The organism is Sphingobacterium corticibacterium (assembly GCF_004208525.1).
Taxonomy (GTDB): Bacteria; Bacteroidota; Bacteroidia; order Sphingobacteriales; family Sphingobacteriaceae; genus Sphingobacterium; species Sphingobacterium corticibacterium.
On record NZ_SGIT01000002.1, the window covers coordinates 919,791 to 943,671 of the forward strand.

The window sequence follows — 23,881 nt, forward strand, 5'->3', positions numbered from 1 at the left end:
TTTAATCATTACAATGTTAAGTTAAGACCAAATGAAAATGTCTTCAAATTTGGGTAAGAATCCCAAGAAGTACCGTAAGTATCTTTATAACTATACGCGTGGTATAACCCCATTGGGTTCATCGCCGAGAAATAAAAGCGTGCATTGGAGACCTTCATTTTTGCGATAAGATCTTTTGGAAGCGTATAGCTAAAATTCAGGCTGTTCATGCGCAAGCGAAATGCGTTCACTTTCCAAAACATCGAACTCACATCATACATCTCCTGCCATTCAGGGTTAGGCATGGTCCCCGTAGGATTAAGTTCGGGATCATAGATATCATTCCAGATAACAGGCAGATTATTGTACACTCTGGTAATATCATTATTCAACTTTTTACGTTCAGAGCCTCCGATTTCGGCCCATCCTCCAAAACTACCCGAAATAACAGTCTCCACAGCAAAGCTTTTATATGCAGCTTTTAGCGTAAGACCTATATTGTATAGGTTATTTTGGCGCTTACTTAATTGGATTTGATCATTATCGTCTATAATACCGTCAGGTTCTGCGAATGTACCATCTGCTTGTAACGGACCACGCACATCACGATAATATAACATACCAGGTCTCAACTCATCTACAGGTCGACCGAACACCTGCTTAATATTATATTCGCTAACATAGCTCTCGATTTCTTCCTGTGTTTTAAACATACCTATATAATCGTACCCCCATTGACCTACATCTTGTGAGGCACCGTTTCGTTTCTTCCATGGATACATCTGATCGATCTCAGGGTAATCAATATGCTTAATCCTCAAATCCGACCAAGAGAAACGGGTCTTAATACCATATCGAAAGTCCCTTCCTATATTGTCATCCCAACCAACGCTAATTTCGTAACCATATGTATTGACCTTCGCGTAGTTTTCCGGAGCCACAGATCCCCCTACCGAAACAGGCACATTTCCAATACGCTCTAACAAGATATTATAAGCCCTATTATAGTACATATCTAACGTTGTTGAAAGTCTGTTGTTCAAGAAGCGTGCATCTATACCTAAGTTATTTTTGAACTCATCACTCCATGTCGCATCCCTATTTGGGCTACGTTCCATTTTCATGCCTGTATTTGCCTGATTATCGCCACCGAAAACAGGTCCTTTACCAACCTGATAGGTATAGCGCTGACGCCAAGACCAAAGGGGAAATTGATCATTTCCCATCAATCCAACCGAATACCTTAGTTTTAAATAGTCAACACCCTTTACCTTGAAAAAATCTTCTTCACTTAAAACCCAGCCAGCTGATGCCGAATAAAACTTACCCCAGTAATTCTCCGGAGCAAATTTATTAGAAGCATCTGTCCGGAATAAAAACTCACCCAGATATTTCTCTCCATACCGGTAATTAACCCGACCTATATACCCTAAGGTTCCAGATTCGTAAGCGAACGTACGACCATCGACAGCGCCAAATGCAGAACCAAACTGTCCATTAGTTGTCTCCAACGGATCTGCTTTCCACACATCTTCTTGATTTCCATTTGCCTCGCCACGCTCTACCGAAAACAGACCACTTATATTATGTTTACCGATCTGTTTCTCATACGTTAGAAAAAAATTGACCTGTGTATTCGTTCCACGTGTGTTTGAAAAATATAAGCGGTTACCATTACTCACCGTGAGTGCCGACGGGTTGTTAGCGCCATCATAAATATGACCATGTGTGCCTTGTCGCTCAAACTCATAGAGCTGATACTTAGTACCAATTTGACTACCAGAAGAGTTTCGCATGTTGCGTGCATAGGTCATCCGAGCTTTTAACCCTTCAAGAAAAGGCGCCTCATACTCTGCAGAAACGTTAATGGTAAAAAACCGTGAATCCGTTTCGGCAAGGTTACCTAAACGCTCTATTTCGTAGAAATGATACGCTGAAAGATCATTAGTCCTTCCCGGAAGTTTTACCGGAAGCCCATTAATATATGCCGGGACATATGGCGCAGCCAATAATAGATTTTTATAATCATCTTCAGCACCTTCCCCTGAAACCTTATTAAAGGTTTTATCCAGTTGATCTTCATTTCCAGAAAGCTGCAAACCAACTTTAAAGTTAGATGATACTTTTACATCCGTTCCAGCCCGGAAATTCCATTTGTTATAATCCAGTGTCCCCAGATTACCGTTCTGTTTGCTATATGTAACACCCGCAAAGTAAGTCGCACGATCCGTCCCTCCACTTAGATTTAATGCATGTCTTGTATTATAGGATGCTTTCCACGCATCATCAAGCCAATTATAATCCACCCCTCTGAAATGTTCCAATTCATCTTCAGAGAAAACACGATCCCTATAGCGCTCTTCTGTCGGATCAACGTTCGCCCCGTATTTACCATTCATGATATTGAAATACCGTCCAAACTCATAAGCATCCATCATTTTCGTTCTATATGTCCGATCATTGATTGCGTAAGAGCCGTTATACGAAATGCGTGGCTTCCCACCTTGTCCACGTTTGGTCGTCACCAAGACCACGCCATTTGCCCCGCGGACCCCGTATACGGCGGTAGCCCCATCTTTCAAGATAGAGATACTCTCCACTTCAGATGGATCGAGATTATCAAACTGTGTAGATTCAGGATTGTTTTGCGCATCGACTTGTATTACCCCATCAATTACATATAAAGGAGCTCCCGTACCTGCATCTTTGCCGACAAGAACGGGTTCCCGTGTACGAATAGTCGATTTTCCCCCTGGGCGTGAAGTTCCACCTGAGATATCCACGCCAACGAGACGCCCGGATAAAGCAGCACCTATATTCGTTGCGGGCAAATCTTCGATCTCCTTGACATCTACAGTTTCAACCGAACCTGTCAAATGGGCCCTTTTTTGCGTACCATACCCCACCACAACCACTTCTTCCAATGCATCAGCAGGTTGAAGGATGATTTCTATATTCTTTTGGTTATTTACAGGAAATTCTTGTGTTTTGTAACCAATAAAACTTACGATAAGGATTTCATCACCTTTCGGTAGGTTCATTCTGAACACACCGTTTTGGTCGGTATGCGTACCTGCTGTTGTACCTTTGATAGAGACAGTAGCACCGGCAACTGCATTTCCTTCCTGATCGAGAACCTTACCTGTTATATTGACAAAAAAAGAAGCGTGAATTGTATTTCTTTCTGGAATCTCGATTGCCACGGCCGTATGCAATGGGACCAATGCTAAAAACGGGCACAGGAATCCAATGCTTCTTTTCCAAAAATTTACTCTAAAAAAATGTTGTCCCTTCATGATTTTGCTAATTCTCTCTTAAAATTAAACTACGTTGGTAAGTATTGCGACTTACTTTGCTCCTCCAGTTTTGGCTTCGGCCTGACGTTGTTCCCATCTAAAACGTTCACTTTGTAAATCGTACCCCTCCGACGACAAATAATTATTGATTCTTCCTTTGTACTTTCCAAAAACACCATGCTTTTCCCGTGAGCCCGGTTCGTCCATCGCCAACTCTCGTGCCTCTGTAAGGTTAGTCAAGATAATGGATTTTTGTTCTGGCGTAAGGCTTGGAATCATATCCTGATAAGCTCTATATGTCAACGGTAAAACACCATATGTCATACCATCTTTGATCCCTTCCAATTGTTTATGGTTAAGCAAATCTTGCAACTCGTTGATAAAAACATGATGCATTTTGCGCAACTTCTTGTCAGCCTGAGCCTCATATTTTGTACGTTTTTTCGCTAACTTCTCTTTCTGATCGGAATATCTGTCTTTTAGCTTTCGAATATTCAGTTCGCGTTCTTCATGATGCGCGTTTATTATTGCATACTGATCGACCAACAATCCAAGTATACGACTATAATCAGATGAATCTTCAATCCCCAACGTAGCTATAATTTTATCCGAACGTTTGGTTATCACCTCGATATACGCGTCTTGATCACCTTGTGCATTGGTATGCATTGCAAAAAGCGAAAACAGTACGCAAGCGAACCATTTAATTTTGATTTTCATATATATAAATAATTATGTTCCCTCCCTATTCTATTGCAATTTAGAACAATTGTTAAAAAAGTACATTTTAGCCAGCCTTTGAATAATTTTCAAATATCCTATATGACGAATATTTACAGCCGAAAAAGCTATAAAACAACCCATTAACACTCTAAAAAAGCACTAATACGATATTCTATCCTAATTAACAGTCCAAATTAACAAAATGATATAGTGTTAATAATATGTTAATTTACCCATTATATATAGCATATTATCATATCGCTCCTTTCTTTTTGTGGTGCTAGACAGCGTAATAAGCTATCCCTTTATTGCTATTTTTCAAAGAAATCCTAGCCCTTACAAAAAAATTAAATACTGCAACAACCAAGAATAGATCAAGTATATTTTAATAAGAATCTATCACACATATTGTGTAACATTATCCTTTCATTATAGCATATTACCATACAAAAAGAACTAAAAACTTTATATTTGCATAAAACAAACTAGAATCGTACAGTCGAAAAGATTTATTGCGGAATTTATTTAGATAATTAGTTAGATGAAACCTTTATATCGAAAACTTCCGGCAGAATTGGAAAGCTCGTTTTCCGCCCGTCATGATATCATGCCGAATTTTGGAAATGTATGGCATTATCATGCTGAACTGGAGTTACACTACACCATCCGTGGTGAAGGCATTCGTTTTATAGGGGATAATATCAGTCAATTTGCGCCCGACGAAATTATCTTGGTGGGTGAAAAGCTATCGCACGCATGGCGCTGTAAGGACGAATATTTTCAAAATAACCCGGATTACAATATCGAAGCAATCGTGTTACAATTTCTACCTGAGTGTTTGGGCAAACCTTTACTCCAGCTCCCCGAATCCTATTTGATCCCAAAGTTATTTGAAAGAGCTAAAAGCGGGTTAATCGTTAAAGGTGAAACCAAACGGAGGGTTGCTGACTTGATGCACGATTGTGTTAACGAAACGGGTCTCGGCAAGGTAATCTCGCTATTACAGATTATAAAAACATTGGCAGAAAGCGACGAATGTGAAGCTATAGTCAAAACCCAGACAACCTTCCATCAATCCAACGAGGCCGATAACATTCGCTTGAACAATATCTTCAACTATACCCATACGCACTACAAAAATGATATCACTTTAGAGGAAGTTGCCAATATCGCCAACCTGAGTATCACGTCTTTTTGCCGGTATTTTAAAATGATGACCCGAAAGACGTATTACGATTTCCTTGTCGAAATCCGCATCAGCCATGCCTGCCGGCTATTAGTGGAAAACAAGATGCCAACGGAGGTGATCTGTTTTGAATGTGGTTTCAACAATGTGTCAAATTTCTACCGACATTTTAAAAAGGTTATGGGGTTGACCCCCCTAGAGTACAAGAAGAGGTACTTGAACCGGAACTAATCGTTAGTTTTTACCCCTCTTTTTACTGGTTTTCTGCCGCTTACCCCACCAGATATAAAACCCGGTAATAGGCAGTGAAGCGCAGATAAGGCTTGCAAAAAAATAAAGTATTTTGGTGGTGATCCCTCCTATATAGCCCGTATGCAGGCCGTAGTTGGAGCGCATGATCCATTCGGCGAGGCCAGTTTCGTGCATAGGTTTACTTGACGAAGGTAGAAGCGCTAGCGTTTGGCGGTCAAAAGACAGATCTCGCCAAGTGCCATTGATCATATCGGTACAAGCGTAGAGGGGCTCATCTTCATGGTCATGATCGTCTTCCTCATCCGTATGTTCATGTGGAAAATGTACAATGACAGCTTCCTTGTTGTGTAACGCTATAGATTTACGTACCTTGACCCAAACATAGTCTACCGCGTATAACGCTTCGGGAAGGTCTTCGGAACCGTAATTTTCAGAAGATTGTATTTCCTCCACCGGCGTTTTGGTTGGATACCCTCCGGTCATCCATACGACACTTTGGCGTAACCAGGGGAAAGACATGATCAATCCCGTGAATGCCATAAGGAGTGCTAATGTAAGAGAATAGAAACCTAATACATTATGAAGGTCGTAGTTGATTCGCTTGAAACGTGCTTTCCAATTGATGCGGAAGCTTTGTTTGACCATTCTTTTGGTCCATTTTTTCGGCCACCAAAGGATTAGTCCGGATCCCGTGATGAAAAAGAATATAAAGGTTGCCCAACCAACGATCGGACGGCCTATCTGAGGAGACATCCAAAGGTGGCGATGTCCCTCATCCATAAAATGAAAAACATCTTCATGCGGCACTTCGGCAATGATGTCCGCTGTATAGGGGTTAACGTAGACAAAATGATCACTTCCCTCCAGCGATACGCGTACCGATTTATTCAACCCCCAATACCAAGCACTGACGATCTCCTTATCTGGATACCTTTCTTTAACACTTTGGTAGATCCTGGAAGGAGGTAATTGGCTGTCTGCATCTTGCACTATCACGCTGGTATAGTCAGAAAATAGATACTTGAGTTCCTCTTGGAAAACCAATACGCAGCCGGTAATCGACAAGATGATCACGATAACACCGGATACCAGCCCAAACCACAGATGAAGCCAGGCGTTCACCTTTAGGATTTTCTTTTTCATTATGATGTTTTATATATTCTCTCTTCTTTCTCAAAAAAATATCTTCCTGCATAGGAATGCAGGAAGATAGGGGCAATAACTGTTTGCTCTACAAGAATTATTTCAACCTGTATAACATCGGTGTATCACCGTCGGCACCATCTACACGCGCTCCTCTGGTCAATTTGTCTGTATTGGAATCGTACTCCCAAATATAAACACCATCAGCTGTCGCGTCGTTCACCGCAATGTAGGCCTTGCCATTATGGACAACACCGGATCTGGAGTTACCTACCAATGGAAAGTCAAGTTTCTTAACCACTTGTTTGGTGTTGATATCAACGATAAGGTATTCCCACATATTTGCATACCACCAATCGTTGAATTCCTTGATATGGGTATCGGTGTCATGGGCACTGATCAGCAACACTTTACCGTTCCCTATATACGTCACACCCAATTGATTATCGCCATTGCGCTGTGCGCTGATATTGAAGAAATAATCTGGATCAAGTTTATATTCCCCGTCTTTTACACGATAGATAGCCGTGGGCATATCAGCCTTCCCGCCACCCAGTACCGGCATCGGTATCGTTAGGATATAGGTATAGCCATTATCTTTAAAATTGCTGAAATAGGAATTTCTGACCGTACCTAAAGGCGCAGAACGGTCGTCTTCGCCGGTCACTTCTAAGTTCGTCATGCTCGGATAATCCAACACCGCAGTATAGGACTTGTCGTAATGTACCTCTGTTGCTTCATTATAAAGTCCATACCCTAAAAACAGCTTATTCCCTTGGGGAATAACCGAAAACACCCTTCTGGAATGGTCGGCGGGAATAGCGGTCTTGTCGAATTCCCCACTTTTCACAACCGTCATTTTATCGACATCGACGATAGCGTAATGGTTTCCTGACCTCGGTCCAAATATGAGTTCGCTATCGCTAACCCAAGCATGCCATCCCAGATAAAGACTAGGTATGTGGGAGAAAGGTATTTCTTGGATAACTTTTAATACACCATCTTCGAAACGGTATTTCCCAAATTTATTAGCGTCTGGATTAACATGGTAGATATCACGTCCTTTTTGCATCACGTTCTCTTCCCATGTTAGTATTTCGGAAACATTCGTGCCCTTACCTACCGGAGAGATAACGCCACTCATCAGATCTTCTATAGGCAACATATAACGTCCATTATCGGTTCCTACGATAACAGCAAACTCCGGATCTACGATATCTTCGATCTCGGGCCCGTCATCATCGCTGCAGGATGTCACCAAACCTACGGCAACCAAGCCCAAAACCAAGATAGACAAATGTTTTTTCATGTGTTTTAAATTGTTCATATGATCTTTTTTAATTAATAAATATTTAAGTTGTATCGGAATTTCAGTGAAACAAATCTCCCCGGTTTTTGAAGTTTGGAGTTATCATAGGCTATCCTGTCCGTCAGATTTCTACCTTCCAAGGTGAAATTGTAAAGGCCATTTTTAATAGAATAGGTTATTCCAGCATTTTGTATCCATTGGGTGGGTATGTAGTAATTCGTAGAGCGATCACCGAGTTTGGACCAGGTCGTTGAATACTCTTGTACAAATTGCATAAACCAATTAAATTCTAACCGGCTTCCCTCGCCTAAGAGATCATTTTTTCCAATGATAAAATCGGTATTACCGTATAACCAAGGTTTATCGGGAAGTCTGTTTTTGTAGCTTATTTTTACCCGGTTGGTACCCTTGACATATTTCTCACGATCGACAGCACTCTCATAACTCATATTGGCTGTGAACCGTAGAAGATCGGCGTACGCGTACGTCAACTCAAATTCAGCGCCTTCTACTTTGATTCCGCCGAAGTTGTAGTATTGACTATAACTCGCTGATGATCCGGCAATGACACCGGGAGGCGTGCGGTGTATATAATTCTCCGCATTTCGATAGAAAACAGCGCCTGTGATATAAATCGTGTGTAGATCGCGAAGTTTTCTATTATAGAACAATCCCAAGTTATAATTGTCACTATTTTCCGGAATCAGCTCGGTATTAGCCAATACGTCCGTTCCATTACCATACAGTTCCACCATGGTGGGTAGACGATATGCATGTTCATACGAGGCCTTGATACCTAGTCCGTTAGCCAGAAAATAGCTTGATGCTATTCCATATCCGGTATAGCTTTTGGATTGACGGCTCTCCGTATCGTCCTCTTGGAGTACTTTTCCGCCAAAATGGTAGTATTTTCCAAAAATATGGTTACGCCATTTCTTATTGAAGAAATCGTGCATATAATTGAGCCCCACCACATGGCGGTCTACACGGTTGTCTTGCCGAAAACTGTGGTTGTAGGGATCGATTTCATTATAGCTCTTACGGGAATGGCTCGTAAAAGAATGGGTTAGATTTACTGTCTGGTGGGTATTGACCTCGTAATTGAGTGTAGTCTGTATCAAATTATTGTATCCCGAATAATGTCGTATAGACTTTGTTGAGCCCATCTCACCTATTCCGGCGGAAAGGGTATCCGGCACACCATCCCAACGGTACCCACGTCGGGAACTTGTATCGACCACGACCATCTTCTCGTTGGCAGAATTGGCAAATAACGTAGCCGATAACCCATCGACGAATAAATTCTCCTTTCGGTACCGAAGGCTCGGTATCCAGGTATGGCCCCGTTCATGGACATGGCCAAATACTTTCTGTTGGGTAGCACCTGTCTGCACTTCATTATACGTATTGTTGTAAGTCAGCCCCAAGACGAAAACATCCGCCCAGCTTTTGTTGGACAATCCTGCCTCCACCTGTGTCATGGCTGATCGGTACGCATCATTGAATCTTCGCGCCGATTTGATGATATCAAATCGGTTTGAATTTTCTTTGTCCACCACCTCCAGATATACCCTTGCATCTGGGTTTGTTTTCATCAGGTAATCATTGTCGGAGTAATTGAAAAAAGAATTTATATTGACATGCAATCCTTTCTTAGGCTCCGTGAAACTACCACTGACGGCGGCACGATGTGTATTGAAAGACCCGAGACTATAGCTCAAATCGATGGATTTACGCCGGTCCCGCTTCGTAATAATATTAACCGCCCCACCCAGCGCATCGGATGTTAAATGTGCCGGAGTAACCCCCTTGTAGACCTCGATGCGCTCCACAATATTCACCGGGATATTGTTAAAGGACATCCCACTACCATAAGCTTCAATAGGAACCCCATCAATGAAAAACTTGATATGGTTACCGGACATGCCGTTAATGGAAAACGAGAAATTAGAGCCCAGACCGCCCTGCTCGCGGATTTTCACACCGGTACTGCGGTTCAATATCTGGTTGATGTCTGTATTGCTGTTGGCATATTGCTTCGTTTCAATAACGTTAACGTTAAACCCTGATTCCTGAATTTTTCTAGCTTCGCTCTTACCCTGGACTTCAACCTGTTCAATTGATTTTTCATTTACCTGCAACATAACATCCAACTGGGTAGCCGTCCCATCCGATAGACGTATGGCCTTGCGTTGGCCATGATATCCTATGGCCGTTACCTCCACCGTATAGTCCCCCTTTTTCAGTGATGCAAAACGATAGCCACCCCGATCGTCTGTTATGGTGGCACTACCCGTTTCTACAATTTTTACCGTTGCCTGCGCAATTGAATTGTCCTTTGCATCTTTTACGTGTCCAAAAAGTCCACTATCCTGCGCATTAACCTGGCACACCGTTAAAATCGAGATAAGTGCCATCCCCCATCTAAAAACCTCCATTATTATTTAGATTGATTATACATTACACAAGAGAGTAGCTTATCTGTCTATTACCCGAAGGTCGGTATTCAAAAAATGTATTATTTTTTTTTCGATGAGAAAGGCTTCGGTATACCGGTCGAATAGGCAACTTACCTATATAAGTTTTGAAACAGTCTAAATTAATTTATTTATCATGAAGAAACTCCTAATCGGTTGCTTATTTTTATCACTTGCAACCACCGTGACAGCCCAGGAAACAAAAAAAAGTTTCCATATCAATCAAACGCAAAAATTGAATTGCGAAGTGTACCAACTGGTGTATAACCCGACAGCAAAAGTTGTATATGTGGCTGGCCCCAAAAAGGGCTTCGATCGGAAAGCCGAGAATTTCGTATATGTACTCAACGCGGCAGATCTCGCTGTTCAGGATTCTATTTCCGTTGGAAACTATTTGCCTTTTGGGATTGCTTTAAACAATCGCACCCAAACGTTATATGTAGGGCATTCCTTACAGAACGCAATAAGTGCGATCGATTTAAAATCAAAGAAACAAATCCTCATCCCCAGCGGTAAAGAAAAATCCAAAATCCGGGAAATCGTGGTAGACGAGCAAAGAAATAAGGTTTATGTATCCGATCACGGCAATCCATCTGTATGGGAAATAGACGGGAAGACCAATATCTACACACGATCTTTCGATAAAGAAGGCGCCTATCTTTTGGGGCTACAGGTCGATACAGAACGTGGAAAGGTATATGGTACCGACGGAAAAGACATGGAGGGCAATGTATTGGTTTTCAATAGTGAAAGCGGCGTATTGGAAGCGGCATATAAAACTTGGTCCTACTGTCCCATGAATATCACCGTGGACAAAGCAAACAACAGAATATTTGTGTCACAGTCCAATGATAACAACATCACGGTACTGGATGGTGAAACCGGTGAAATCATCAATAAAGTGTATTTGGGTTTCAATACTTCACCGATAGGCTTGGTTTACGACGAAAAAAACGATCTCCTGTACACCGCTAATAGAGCTAGCCAGGAAGTAGCAGTCGTTAATGTAAAAGATTATACCGTCTTAGAACGTATCCCAACAAAAGGATTACCGAATACCATTAGCCTCGATAGCCAAAACAGCATTATTTATGTCACCAATAAGAATGCCGGAAGAAACGGTGATCCTGTCGAAAACGGGAATACGGTGATGAAAATTACGAGAGCGCAAGATTAAAATGGGCTGGAAGAAAGAGGTATGATAAAAGTGACCACAAAAGGGATCATAAGAAATACAAACCTGAGTTATACCAGCCGCTATGGTGATTTGATTTTGCATCACTCGGCATTTCCGGATAACAGCAAAATCATGTACCGGTTTGGCGAATAATAAATAAGGAATGTATGCAACGCACGAAAACACAAGAAGCCATCATTAAACTACTTTCATATCATAAAGAATTTTTGGACGGCGAATCCATTTTTCTGAAGCTGAACGCTGACGAAAAGCATTACAGCTATGCCGCCGTTTACAACGCTATTCGTGTACTGCACGAAGTAGGCGTTATACAAAGTGAGACACAAGCAGCAGGGCGAAAAAAATGTTACACTATGGCGAGGACATCAGAAAAACAAAACTATTTATGATTATTATTTATATTAATTCTAAATAGATGTATATTTGCGTCGATTTGGAGACCATTGAAGAAAAAGCTGCACTTTGTATTGACCGCTCTTCTTTCGAAGAGTTGTTTAACACATTCTGGAAACGGATGTATGCTTTTGCAGCCAAAATGACGGAAGATGATGAAGATGCAAAAGAAATCGTACAGGAGGTATTCAAATCGCTATGGGAACGCCGTATCGACCTCTCCATTAAAGATGCGGAACGTTACTTATTGCGCTCGGTGAAACTAAAATCACTGGAACATATCCGCAATAAAGCTACCCGCCAGAAACATCATGATCTTATCTTAAATAATAGCGAAACAGATTATGAAGATCATCATTTGCAGGAAAAAGAACTAAGGGACAAACTCAATACCGTAGTCGATTCCTTACCTAAGCAGTGCAAAAATGTCTTCAAGATGAGCCGTGAGGAGGGTCTGACCAATAAAGAAATCGCACAGGTGCTCTTCATTTCCGAAAGGGCGGTGGAATACCATATCAGCAGGGCCCTATCCTCTTTACGGATAGCACTGGAACGACCGTAGGCAAATACGCTATAATTTCAGATGACTATATCCTATATTTGTATTTAGAAAGATGAAGATCAGTAAACAACTATTACAGCGATATGAACTCGGACAATGTTCGCCGGAAGAGGAGCATATTGTCCGTCAGTGGCTGGATAGTGAAAGCTGGGAAGAGGAAGCGTTTGATGATACGCATGTAACAGACGAAGTGGGAACGGAGTTATGGAACAATATTGCTCCGCATGCTGGCCAACCGAAGGAGTTTATCGTACCACAGCGCCGATGGAAACCTCCTCGACGTTGGTTATCTGTAGCTGCCCTGTTAATCCTCACGCTAGGATTAACTTGGCATTTCTATAGTAAAAACCAAGATGATCATGTCGAATTGAATAATACAGAAGCGGGGTTAAAATGGATCCGCGAAGATTCCTTCGACCTAGCCCTACGTGAAAACAGCTCCGTCAATATTGATCTGCGTTCAGATAATCTCTTGCTTTCGGGTGGCATGATGCTCAAGCCTAAACGTAATCTGGTGCTGCATGATCGGGAAAACGATATGTCTTTTGATTTTAAAGAGGGGGAAGTCTATTTTATATCGCGCGACCCGGATACCAGTAGACTGATTATCTTGCGTCAGAGCGAAATATTATTCCTGCCCCCGATTATTCAAAGACAGCTTAAACAGCAATTCCATATTTCCTAAATCATGAGATCTTTCCTATCTACTTCTGCCTATATATTGCTTGTTGTTGGCCTCGGATGTTTTTTTTTGGTAGAAGCGTGTCAGTCTGCAAAGGATGCAAAAGAGAAAATTCCGGCTGATTTCACTGCTGCATACTCGTTATATTTGATTTATGAGGATGGAACCATGGGATTCCTTTTGACCGACAGTTTATGGCAAAGATCTTTCGAAATACCCGTGCCTTATCCCCAGTTTTCACGTGAATTTATTCAAAAGGGCGGGCTCTTTTATCATGTAAACCCGATTAGCGACCATCTTATACAGTTTAAACTCTCTCCTACAGGATTTCAGGCGCTGGACTCGCTCCCCATCGTGAATGACAATATTGAAAATTTCGTATGGAAAAATGATTCGGACACCTTACTGCTCCTGAATGTGCAGAAAGGACTCCGAGACACCTGCTGGTTCTACGAAATTGATACGAGATCGTTCTCCCTCCTCCGAAAAGAGCAGATGCCCATCCCTAGCGCCGTAGAAGATTTTAATCTGCTCAGTATAGGGCTTTCGAGTTTTGAAAAGAACGAGCTTTGGGTAGCTTATGCCTATAGCAAAATAGTAGGACAGCACGATTACACTACTTCCGACACGATGTATTATGCGACTTTTGACGCGCATACGCTCGTCGAGAAAAAACTTCAAAAAGACAACCGCTCTACTTATCCCGGTGGTATAAACACAGTGCAGACCTATGAAGCTCGTCTACAAAATGGCGATTATTACTTCATGAGCTGCCCGGGAATAGCTTTAGGAAACAGCCCAAGCAAACCGACAGCCATATTACGTAAGCTTAACGGAAGCGATGAAGTCGATGCCCATTATATGCTCAATGTATCGGATAGCATCGGAAACCATGCCTACGGTCTTTGGCATCTGGAAGACCATAACGTTATCATCCGTAGTGAGCGCAAAGATAAGTTTACCGATTTTTCCAATCACCACGCTGTGTTCCAATTTGATTATTACCTGGCAGATTTGCTAAAGGGTTCCTTCGAGAAACTGGATTTGCCACTCGACAAAGGTACGCGCAAAGAAAATGTACTTGTTAGAAATGGTAAGGCATATATCGGTATTGACGACGAACAACAACGCCACCAGGTTTGGCAATATGATCCAACCACCGGAAAAACACAGCCCATTTTCACGTCAACAGCGGCAACAAGTTATATCTTACGATTAGACTGGCTTGACAATGATTTTTGATAGCCTTATTTCACTTCTACTGCGTCAATATAAATATCCTTCGCGTCAATTGACGTTATCCGAACACGATATGTCCCCGCATTAATCATGGTACCGGTATCCGTGTCGATATAATTCCATTTGCCTTCTCGTGTAGGTTCCAAGCGTACAGTTTCCGCTGGTTTCAACACGACATCGTCCATCGTGATCAACTCTATCATAGCTTCTTTCGTTTCTTTAGACGCATTATGGTACTTTAACATAAGCGCATAGACATCAGCAACACCCACTTTTATTTCAAACTCCATCCAACCTTCGTTGTCGGTATATTGCAGTCGATCCCCTTTCTGGAAATCCACTTTCTTCATATTCTTGTAGTTTGAGACTTGATTTGCCTTGTAGCCTACCGACTCTTTTAGGTCAAACGCCGGCTGCAAGCCGCTCTGCTGTTGGAACAGCACAAAATCGGCGCTTATATCTTTGGATAAATGCCATGCTGTCCCGCTGTCTAATACCTTACGGTATACCTGATAATAAGTCCCTTTGTTATTCACAACAGAATCTCCCATAAATTCGTATCCGGATTGCTCCACATTGGAGAGAAGATAGAGGTTTGTCGGGCGACGGAAAACCAAGGTCATATCTTCGTTGGCATTGTCCAATGAAAAATAGTCAGATCCATATAGGTAGCCGGGCAATTTGTGGAAAGATAGCTGCTGCACTGAATCGTACGTCTGACCAATATCCATCCAACGTTCAATCTCGGGAGTTGTTCCAGATTTGATCTCCACGTTAAAATGGGTGAATTTCTTACCATTTTCAGGCTGTGCATCTGCTGAAGCGATAGCGATGCCATGAATAACGGCCTGTCCAGCTGCCACATGCGGAAAATGAATTTTCAGCTCTCCGCCTTGCACCGCTACTTCATAGACCCGTTTCAGTGCAGTATCGTGTCCTACTTCTTTCCATATATCCATATCTTTCTCTTGGATCACATCGTTGATTGCGACATCAAAAAGTCGCATCGCGGCACCATCTTTCAATCCGGCACCACCTATCCAAGGTTCCGCAAAGTACAATTCGACATGATAGATTCCATCAGGCACGTCAAAACGATAAACTAATTGATCCAGGCCATAACGAAATGTTTGGAATAAAGCCCAGTCGGCTACGCCCTTAATGGGATCGAAGATACGACGTTGGCTGGCAAAAGTGGAGGAGATATCGTCAAAGTTATCGGCCCAAGATGCGGATCCCCAACCTGCTTCCGTTGTATAGGGCTGATCGGCCATCCAATATTGGTCAAATGTATCCGTGTAGTCAGATCCCCCACTATTTACCCTATATAGGTAGTGAAAACCTTTTTTACCTTTTAATAATGTAGACCCCGTATCACACATCTGTTCGAAATTTGGACTCTGCGGTAAGTTGAACAGGATATTCGTATCCCGAACCACCGTTTTTCCATCATTCCTTCCTTCTGCATAGAGTACATTATATTGGATATCTACCCCATTAAATTCAAAGGGCTTACCAAACCCGGGATACTTTTGTACGCCTAAGGAAATATTTTCCAGATCATTGAAAAGCTCCACTTCTTCACAGTTGGAGAAGATACGAATCGCATCTTTCACGCCGGGTTCCAACCAACGGTTAGGCCAAGTATGGGATGCGATGTGTACCATGGGGTCGTTATTTTTATCGCTATAATGCGCCCGGTACATATAATAGGCATCTGTAGGTTCACCCCAAGGTGTCAGCAATCCTTTATAGTTGACCGGACCGATCTTATCCAGGTCACGAAGCCCTTCTCCTCCTTGTATACGACCGGGATTATCATGCGAGTTCCACAACCACTGATAGTGGCCGATAGCCTCGTTTTTCACAGAGTCTGCCAAGCGCAATTTGGTCTCGAGAATCTCGGTGAAACGTGCCTCACTATAGACTGGATGATTTGGGAGATAGGGAGGCTCGGCGTGCAACTCCAAGGTACGCCATGCGCCATATTCCCCCACCAATAGTTGGCGTTTTAAATCTTCTCCGTAAGTGTGATGATCTCCTCCATAGGTTCCTGTCCAATTCTGCGGCACATCCCAGTCCGTACCGCTACCGCCATTACAGGTGGTCACCAAGCGCTGAATAGAAGCAGTCGGATCAAGCGAGCGGATTATCTCCATACATTCTCTTGCAAAATCTTCCGGTAGCGTACTTTCGTTTTCTATTCCCCACAGAAAAACAGAAGGGCTATTTCTACGCTCTTTTACCCAATCGCGAAGCAAATTCTTGAAATTCGTCCGGAACGCTTCGTTGTCAAACCATATATGAGCCGCCATCTGCGTCCATAATAAGATACCGCTTTTATCCCAGAACTGTTGATAACGAAGATTGTGCGGCTGATGGGCATCCCGGAATGAATTGAAACCTAAAGCTTTCATATCCCGAACCCGTGCGGATATCTCTTCAGCGGTAAAAGCATGGGAACCGCCTAATTTATGTTCATATTCGGCAATACCATGGATGAACACCGGCTTCCCGTTTACAAGTAGTTGGTTTGTTCCAATCGGCTTTATCCCTTTGGGCCAGCGTATCGCACGTATTCCATAGGGTGTTTCGATCCGATCCAATACTTTTCTACCCTCTTGTATAATTGTTTCCATAGTATACAAATAAGGATTCTCCGTATCCCACAGGTTTGGCTCCATCACTTGGATGCTGGACAGGGAAAATTCGCCCGTCGTATGTGCCTCAATTTGTTGCACATCTTTGCTACTATGTACTTTTTTACCATCAACATCCCGCATGATCGTTAGGATCGTTAGACGACGGGCTTTAGCCGATGTATTTACAACTTCTACGGTCTGCTGTATTTCTGCGCCGTTTTCGTCCGCGGTTTCATCGTTCCAATAATGTACACCAAAGGGTGTGATATTGACCTCGTTCTTCACCACGAGGCTAACGGGCCGAAAGATACCCATTGGTTGCGATCCCTCGGAAAATCCACGCTCGGCCGAGCCTCCCCCATCTACCCAGGGTAAATCTCGGATCAGGGCGGGATGGTCCGCCCGTACAGCCAATAAGTTGGACCGTCCATCCGTATAGATGGCATCGGTTACATCTAGGCTAAACGTCGTCCGACCGCCGGCATGGTATCCCACCTGTTCTCCGTTCAACCAAACCGTAGCATAAGATCCTACGCCTTCAAAAAAGAGATAGAAACGCTTTCCTGCAGGCTTTTGCTGGACTGTAAATGCTTTGCGGTACCAAGCGTATCCGAATTGATTGCCACGGAGCAGGCGTCGATATCCACCGTATTGGTCCCAGCTATGCGGTACATCCACCGATTTCCAATCGCCGTTCTCTACAAACGATACTTGCTCAAAACCTTGATAACGGAGCGAGTCCCTCTCGTCCATAACAGTCTGCCAACCTGCGTCCAGTGACATCATCTGACGTGGCTCTCGCGCAAAAATGGAATTGATACCTATAAAAAATATAAAAATATGGAGGATTATACGATGCATTAGTATCTCTTTCTTTTTTTATCGCTTAACCAGATTAAGGGCTGTATCGAAGGTATATGTTTTATTCTTTTTGGTTGGGATCTCGACCACTTTGCCGTTATAACGAAGCTTTAACGGCTTGCCTGCGTGTGACCGTACAGAGACCTGAGTCAATTTGTGATTGTCCCAAGCAAGGTCTATTTCAAAATTACCCCGCGCCTTTAGTCCGGATACTTTTCCCTGAGAAAGTTCTTCGGGCAAAGCCGGTAAGATATCGACAAAGGCGGTATGGCTCTGGAGCAGCATCTCGCCAATACCTGCTGCACCACCAAAATTCCCATCAATCTGAAAAGGGGGATGTGCATCAAATAGGTTCGGATAAGATCCCCCGGCTTTACTTGCCGGACGCAGCAACATCTTGATCATCGTATACGTATGTTGAGCATCTTTCAGCCGGGCCCAGAAATTTATTTTCCAGGCTAAACTCCAGCCCGTACCGTCATCACCGCGCATACGCAAGGACTGTTTGGCGGCTTCCACCAACTCCGGCGTATCATCCGTGTTAATTTCATGGCCTGGATGTAAACCCCACAAATGCGACACATGTCGATGCTTATTATCGGGATCGTCGATATCTTCCATCCATTCTTGCAACTGCCCGTATCGACCAATTTGGTTTGGTGCGATCTGTGGCAACATCGTTTGGATCGAGTCCCGTAGCGCCGCATCTCTTCCCATCAGCTTAGCGGATTCGGTAAACACGCCAAACAGGGCACGGATGATTTGGTGATCCATCGTTGGCCCTTTCACCACCCCACCGTTTTCCGGGGAATTAGAAGGTGTGCTGACCAACCACCCCGTTTTTTCATCCTTTACCAAAACATCTTTAAAGAAAAGCGTCGCTCCCTTAATGATATCATAATACGCCGCAATAATTTTGGGATCTTGATTAAATAAATAATGGTCCCAAAGATGGGTAACCAACCAAGCACCGCCAGTCGGCCATATGCCATGATTGGAATTGTTGATTGGAGCAGTTCCACGCCACACATCGGTGTTGTGGTGCAACACCCAACCCCGCGCATTATAATATTGACGTGCTGTTTCTTCGCCGGCCTCGCTCAGCTCCCGAATCATCTGAAACAATGAATTATGCAGCTCACTGAGGTTAAGCATCTCCGTTGCCCAATAATTCATCTCCAGGTTGATATTGGTGGTATACTTGCTCCCCCATGATGGCTCCAACCAAGGGTTCCATAATCCCTGCAAATTAGCAGGATGTGTCCCCTCGCGCGCACTCGCAATCTGTAGATAGCGTCCAAATTGTACATATAACGCAATTAAATCTGGATCCTCCGCAGATTCAAATCTTCGCAGTCTTTCGTCTGTCGGGATTGTGCGCTGTGCTTCTCCGCCTAAGTCTATGCTGAACCGGCTAAAGAGCTTATGATAGTCTTTCTCGTGCGCTTTAAGCAATTTCGAAAAAGACTTTTTCTTTATCTTTTGATGGTGTGCTTGGGCGGATGTCAGGTAATCCGGATCTAGTGTTTTATAATCACCGTAATTCGTTGCTCCCGTGAGATATACATCAGCCGTGTTGGCCCCTTGTACGTGCATTTGGCCGTCTTTTTCTTCAATCGTCCCACCGTCCAACTTGACGGTTAGAAACGATGTCCCTTCCAACGCACCTCCTTTGACGTGAACGGTCATGGCAAGGGTTTGTTCATCTACCTTCCACACCCGATGTTTTTCATGTTTCGTTTCCATCGCCAACGCGAACGAAACCTGCTCCGGCTTATCGGCTGTTAAGCGGATACCAATCATATTATCCGGATAACTCGCAAAATAAGTCCGGGAAAACCGGACATCTCCTCTTTTATAAGTTACTTCTGCAAGACCTGTTTCCAAATCCAAACTGCGTTCATATTGCTGGGATTCTCCGTCCCGAAAACGGAACTTCAAGCTCCCGAAAGGTTGGTAGGATGCTTGAAATGTGCCTACTTTGGGAGCATCCGAATCCTGAATCCAGTATTTCCATTCACCAACAATGGGGATAAACTTCCCAGCGGTATCTCTTAAACCGATCGGATTGCTCGTATCCTTGTATCCAGAGATTCCACCTTTGCCCGCTAGGTTAATCACCTGCACTGCAATTACATTCTTTCCTTTCCGAAGGATTTCTTTTGGAATCGTGTATAAACGCTTTGTTCCATCTCCCTGTTCATGACCTATCAAATGGCCATTAACATAGGTATAATCGTACTGTCGAACCCGATTCAAATCGAGCTCCCAATCACGATGTAAATCATCGACCGTTAACTCGAAAGCTGTCCGAAACCAAACGGCTCCGTCAAGCCCTTCCAGACCGACTTCTTCCCAACCTTCGTAAGAGGGGACCGGAATCGATACCCAATCGGTATCATCAAAATCGTACGTATATGCGCCATTCTTTTTCTTTCGCTCTTCGCCCACACGCTCCAGCCACGGGCCATTGTCTTCCGTCTGGCTTTTCACCCCCATGAATTCGTTCATCGCGAGTTCTTCCGCCTCGCGTTGCTTTCCCTGTTCTAACAAGAGCCGGATGGTATCCAGATATTGATATGCTCCTTTCTTATTATAATTCCGTGGCTGCCCTGTCCAAAGTGTTTCTTCGTTAAACTGCACTTCTTCTACTGTATCGCCGCCGAATATCATGGCACCCATCCGTCCATTTCCAATAGGTAAAGCTTCTTCCCATTCGCGAGCAGGCGTATTATACCATAGCCTGTTCTGCCCTTGCACCGTTATAGCACTTAGCCCATACAAAAAGAGAAAGAAAAATGTAAAGCGCATATAATTATTTCTTTTGTGCGTCGATGTTGTTCGTTAAAACAACAGCTGTTGTAGGACCTACAACGGTATTTTGTACATTCATAAAATTATTCCCGTGCAGATAAATCCCCTTGTTTTCATCACCAACAAGTTCTAAGAACGTGTTGGTACCTACGCTAGGATAATTCTGTTGAATATTGGCGTGTTCTACATCTTCAAAGATTAACAATGGACGATCTGCTTTAGGTGTGTAGTTTTGTATACCGGTTAAATACAAGCCCTCCACATTTTTCGCCTTGATGAACGGTTCGTCTGCAATGGCCAACTGCACGTTATTAAAAGCTATGTTTTTTGCATTTTCGATCGAAAAGCCCGCTTTCACCTGCATGTTAATATTATTGAAACTGATATTTTCTATAGGTAACTCTACCAATCCGCGCACCAAACCTACGCGATTGGTTGTTCCAGCCATATCACTAATATGGATATTCTTGAATTGTGGTGTACGTTCGCTTACCGGTTCTGGATCTGTCTTAGCGTATTGGGTATCCATGACAATTGCTTGATCACGAATATTGCGCATCACGATATTACTTACGCGGATATTTTCAACCACGCCACCGCGACCGCGAGCTGTTTTTAGACGGATGCCCCGATCAGTACCATCAAATATACAATTTGAAATAACGATATTCTTCACACCTCCTGACATCTCACTACCAATGACAACACCGCCATGCCCACGTAACATTGTACAATTGGTAATGGTATAGTTTTCAGCCGGGATATTGACTTTACGACCCGAGCGATCTTTACCCGATTTGATGGTGATACAATCATCTCCTACCGAGATATGGCAGTTGGCAATATGCACATTGCGACAAGACTCGGGGTTAATACCATCTGTATTTGGAGACGGCGGATTGTCAATCGTTACACCATCTATGGTCACGTTATCACAATACTGCGGATTCACTGTCCAAAATGGGGAATTCTGTATCTTGATGTCTTTGATTTGTACGTTTTCGCACCGAAGAAATTGAATAAATGGCGGGCGCAAGAAGCCACGCTCTACCCAGCCTGGCAAATCTGGTGCCAATACGTCTTTGTTTAACCGTTTAAATTCCGTTTGCCATTTCGTTTGCTCACCTTCTTTTTGATTTCGGATGGTTATTTCGGAATAACCCCACCATTTCTTTCCATGACCGTCAATCAACCCACGACCAACAATAGCGATGTTTTCCAGATCTGTTCCATAAATCAATGGAGAGAAGTTGGTCACTTCGGTACCTTCCCAACGCGATTCCACCATCGGTAAATAATGGTCAAAGTCGTCACTGAAATGCAGCTCTGCTCCAGCATCAATAAAAAGGGTGATGTTACTTTTAAAGTGTATCGGTCCGGTAATATATTTCCCAGCAGGAAAATACACCGTTCCACCGCCCTTGCTCGCAGCAGCATCAATGGCTTTCGCAATAGCATTAGTGTTTAACCCAGTGCTATCATTGCTTCCGCCGTAGTCCAATACATTATAGAACTGTTGTGCCTGTACGGACATCCCCATCGTGGCTACAAACAGCCATAATACAATAATTCCTTGTTTTATCATTTCAAGTTAACTTTTATCGATTTTAATTTTTTTGATTTAGCGATACGTTTGTCGTCAACGTAGACGGTCAGTCCTTTTCCTTTTCCGTACTGCGTCCCATCTACATCCCAATAGATATCCACAGATTTGTTTTTATAAGGCACCCCCTGCAGCGTAAAATACGCCCATTGTTCTTGTGGAATAAGGGGCTTCAATTCGAAACTGTTGCCGAGCTGTGGCTTAAAGCCAATAAGGTCTTGAATGATAACATCCGCAAAAGTGGAGTGATTATAGAATTTGCTACGCGGATTATCTCCTTTCAACCAAAATCCAGTCACCTCATCTTGGTATTCACCAATGTAGGCCTTGCCATCCATCACATGCGATGCCGCATATTGCTGCACAGCCTCATAAAAATCAGCTTTTGTAATTTGTTTTCCATGCTTATAATCCGCCAGGAAGTTAGCCATACCGCGAAGGGTCTGGCTGCTGGCAAATGGCCATATCGCGCCATCCCATTCACAACTATGTCCGGATCCGCGTGTCCGAAAAGTAGGTTCTCTGCGTTCAGCGGTTGTCAGACCCCACGGCGCCTTAAATCCAGCGGTATCGATCACTTGTGTCCAAGCTTCGGCATAGCCTCGTTGATCGGGTACGGCATGAAAACCCCAGGGGATAAACCCTATCGCCTCACGGGCGGAATGCAGTTCGCCGTTTTCTAAACGGGTTTTGAAGAACTGATCTTCTTTATCCCATAGGGAGTCCAACAGGAGGGCTTGTAGGCGTTCGGCTTTCACGTCGTAATTTCGCTTCAAGCTATCATTACCGGCCATCTCGGCTATAGTGGATAACGCACGAGCGTTTGCGTACATATAACTATTAATGGTCGGACGTTGATTTTCTACGTGCCGTCCACCCGATACAGATTCTTCCATACCGTCTTTCACATCATGTTGCCAAAACATGCCACTTGGAAGTTGGCGCTCCTCTTCCCACTTCAAATAATCTTTATCTAGATCCTGCAGACGGTCAAGCAAATAAGTTTTGTCATCGTCCACCATATAATAGGCCAATAACGCATCCGGCACCCAGGAGCTGAACTGATGGAAGCGAGGTCTTTTTTCCCCTTCATCGGCATGGTACATAAAAAAGTCTACATACTCCTTCAGAAAATCGCTGTTCCGCAACCATCTTCCTTCATAGATATGGTGGCCTAAAGCACAGCTGATAGAGTTGTATTTACCCGCGTGTGATACGGGCTCAATAAACTCGGTTACGATCGTTCCCAGCGGGGTTTCTTTAATGTGCTTTCGATAAGACCACCACCGAAAATAATAGGTTTCTTCTATGGCACTGTCCGGACAGGCAAACAGCGGGATGTTGTCTTTCATCCACGTCGCCGAATTTTTATTGTCAATCTTGTTGATAACAGCTTCGTTATCCTGGCTGTTAAACTTGTCGACATACATATTGAGCTTGGCGTTCAAGTCTTCCTGGCCCGAGAGCGCACCGGGCAGGAGAAACAATAGCATACCTGCGAGTTTGTTTATTTTCATGAGCG

Annotated in this window: 15 protein-coding genes; 6 read left to right on the top strand and 9 right to left on the bottom strand. The window is 43.4% G+C overall.

Annotation, left to right across the window (positions count from 1 at the left end; translation table 11 throughout):
- Positions 1-8 precede the first annotated feature (8 nt).
- Both EWE74_RS12250 and EWE74_RS12255 read right to left on the bottom strand, forming a co-directional pair.
- Complete coding sequence (locus tag EWE74_RS12250; RefSeq protein WP_130141817.1) at positions 9-3,275, bottom strand: SusC/RagA family TonB-linked outer membrane protein; 3,267 nt, start codon at positions 3,273-3,275, stop codon at positions 9-11.
- A 51-nt stretch (positions 3,276-3,326) separates the two neighbouring features.
- Positions 3,327-3,995, bottom strand: a complete 669-nt coding sequence (locus EWE74_RS12255) for a DUF3826 domain-containing protein (protein ID WP_130141818.1) — start codon at positions 3,993-3,995, stop codon at positions 3,327-3,329.
- Positions 3,996-4,539: 544 nt separating this feature from the next.
- On the opposite strand from EWE74_RS12255, the gene EWE74_RS12260 reads away from it, so the two are divergent.
- The gene (locus EWE74_RS12260) at positions 4,540-5,415 is read left to right on the top strand and encodes an AraC family transcriptional regulator (RefSeq protein WP_130141819.1); all 876 of its coding nucleotides are present in this window, start codon (positions 4,540-4,542) and stop codon (positions 5,413-5,415) included.
- A gap of 3 nt (positions 5,416-5,418) precedes the next feature.
- On the opposite strand, the gene EWE74_RS12265 is transcribed toward EWE74_RS12260, so the two are convergent.
- The 3 genes from EWE74_RS12265 to EWE74_RS12275 form a co-directional block, all read right to left on the bottom strand.
- On the bottom strand, positions 5,419-6,579 hold the full coding sequence (locus EWE74_RS12265) for a PepSY-associated TM helix domain-containing protein (RefSeq protein ID WP_130141820.1): 1,161 nt from the start codon (positions 6,577-6,579) through the stop codon (positions 5,419-5,421).
- Positions 6,580-6,676: 97 nt separating this feature from the next.
- Positions 6,677-7,906 (bottom strand): DUF4374 domain-containing protein, encoded by a 1,230-nt coding sequence (locus EWE74_RS12270; protein ID WP_130141821.1) that lies wholly within the window; start codon positions 7,904-7,906, stop codon positions 6,677-6,679.
- Positions 7,907-7,920: 14 nt separating this feature from the next.
- Positions 7,921-10,326, bottom strand: a complete 2,406-nt coding sequence (locus EWE74_RS12275; protein WP_130141822.1) for a TonB-dependent receptor domain-containing protein — start codon at positions 10,324-10,326, stop codon at positions 7,921-7,923.
- 175 nt (positions 10,327-10,501) lie between these two features.
- Between EWE74_RS12275 and EWE74_RS12280 the strand changes: the two genes are divergently transcribed.
- From EWE74_RS12280 to EWE74_RS12300, 5 genes are all read left to right on the top strand, one after another.
- Positions 10,502-11,542 carry a YncE family protein gene (locus EWE74_RS12280; RefSeq protein WP_130141823.1) on the top strand — a complete coding sequence of 347 codons (1,041 nt, stop codon included), beginning with the start codon at positions 10,502-10,504 and terminating at the stop codon, positions 11,540-11,542.
- A 167-nt stretch (positions 11,543-11,709) separates the two neighbouring features.
- Complete coding sequence (locus EWE74_RS12285; RefSeq protein ID WP_130141824.1) at positions 11,710-11,952, top strand: transcriptional repressor; 243 nt, start codon at positions 11,710-11,712, stop codon at positions 11,950-11,952.
- Between the two features lie 26 nt (positions 11,953-11,978).
- A complete protein-coding gene (locus tag EWE74_RS12290) occupies positions 11,979-12,518 on the top strand; it encodes an RNA polymerase sigma-70 factor (RefSeq protein WP_130141825.1) in 540 nt (179 codons plus the stop codon).
- A 52-nt stretch (positions 12,519-12,570) separates the two neighbouring features.
- Positions 12,571-13,203, top strand: coding sequence for a hypothetical protein (locus tag EWE74_RS12295; protein WP_130141826.1), 633 nt, complete (start codon positions 12,571-12,573; stop codon positions 13,201-13,203).
- A 3-nt stretch (positions 13,204-13,206) separates the two neighbouring features.
- A complete protein-coding gene (locus tag EWE74_RS12300) occupies positions 13,207-14,442 on the top strand; it encodes a hypothetical protein (protein WP_130141827.1) in 1,236 nt (411 codons plus the stop codon).
- A gap of 5 nt (positions 14,443-14,447) precedes the next feature.
- On the opposite strand, the gene EWE74_RS12305 is transcribed toward EWE74_RS12300, so the two are convergent.
- From EWE74_RS12305 to EWE74_RS12320, 4 genes are all read right to left on the bottom strand, one after another.
- Positions 14,448-17,867, bottom strand: coding sequence for a malectin domain-containing carbohydrate-binding protein (locus EWE74_RS12305; RefSeq protein WP_239018644.1), 3,420 nt, complete (start codon positions 17,865-17,867; stop codon positions 14,448-14,450).
- Between the two features lie 93 nt (positions 17,868-17,960).
- The gene (locus EWE74_RS12310) at positions 17,961-20,753 is read right to left on the bottom strand and encodes a glycoside hydrolase family 95 protein (RefSeq protein ID WP_130141829.1); all 2,793 of its coding nucleotides are present in this window, start codon (positions 20,751-20,753) and stop codon (positions 17,961-17,963) included.
- Between the two features lie 4 nt (positions 20,754-20,757).
- Positions 20,758-22,341, bottom strand: a complete 1,584-nt coding sequence (locus EWE74_RS12315) for a glycoside hydrolase family 28 protein (RefSeq protein ID WP_130141830.1) — start codon at positions 22,339-22,341, stop codon at positions 20,758-20,760.
- The gene (locus EWE74_RS12320; protein ID WP_130141831.1) at positions 22,338-23,876 is read right to left on the bottom strand and encodes an MGH1-like glycoside hydrolase domain-containing protein; all 1,539 of its coding nucleotides are present in this window, start codon (positions 23,874-23,876) and stop codon (positions 22,338-22,340) included. Before EWE74_RS12320 ends, EWE74_RS12315 begins: the two co-directional genes overlap by 4 nt.
- Positions 23,877-23,881: the final 5 nt, after the last annotated feature.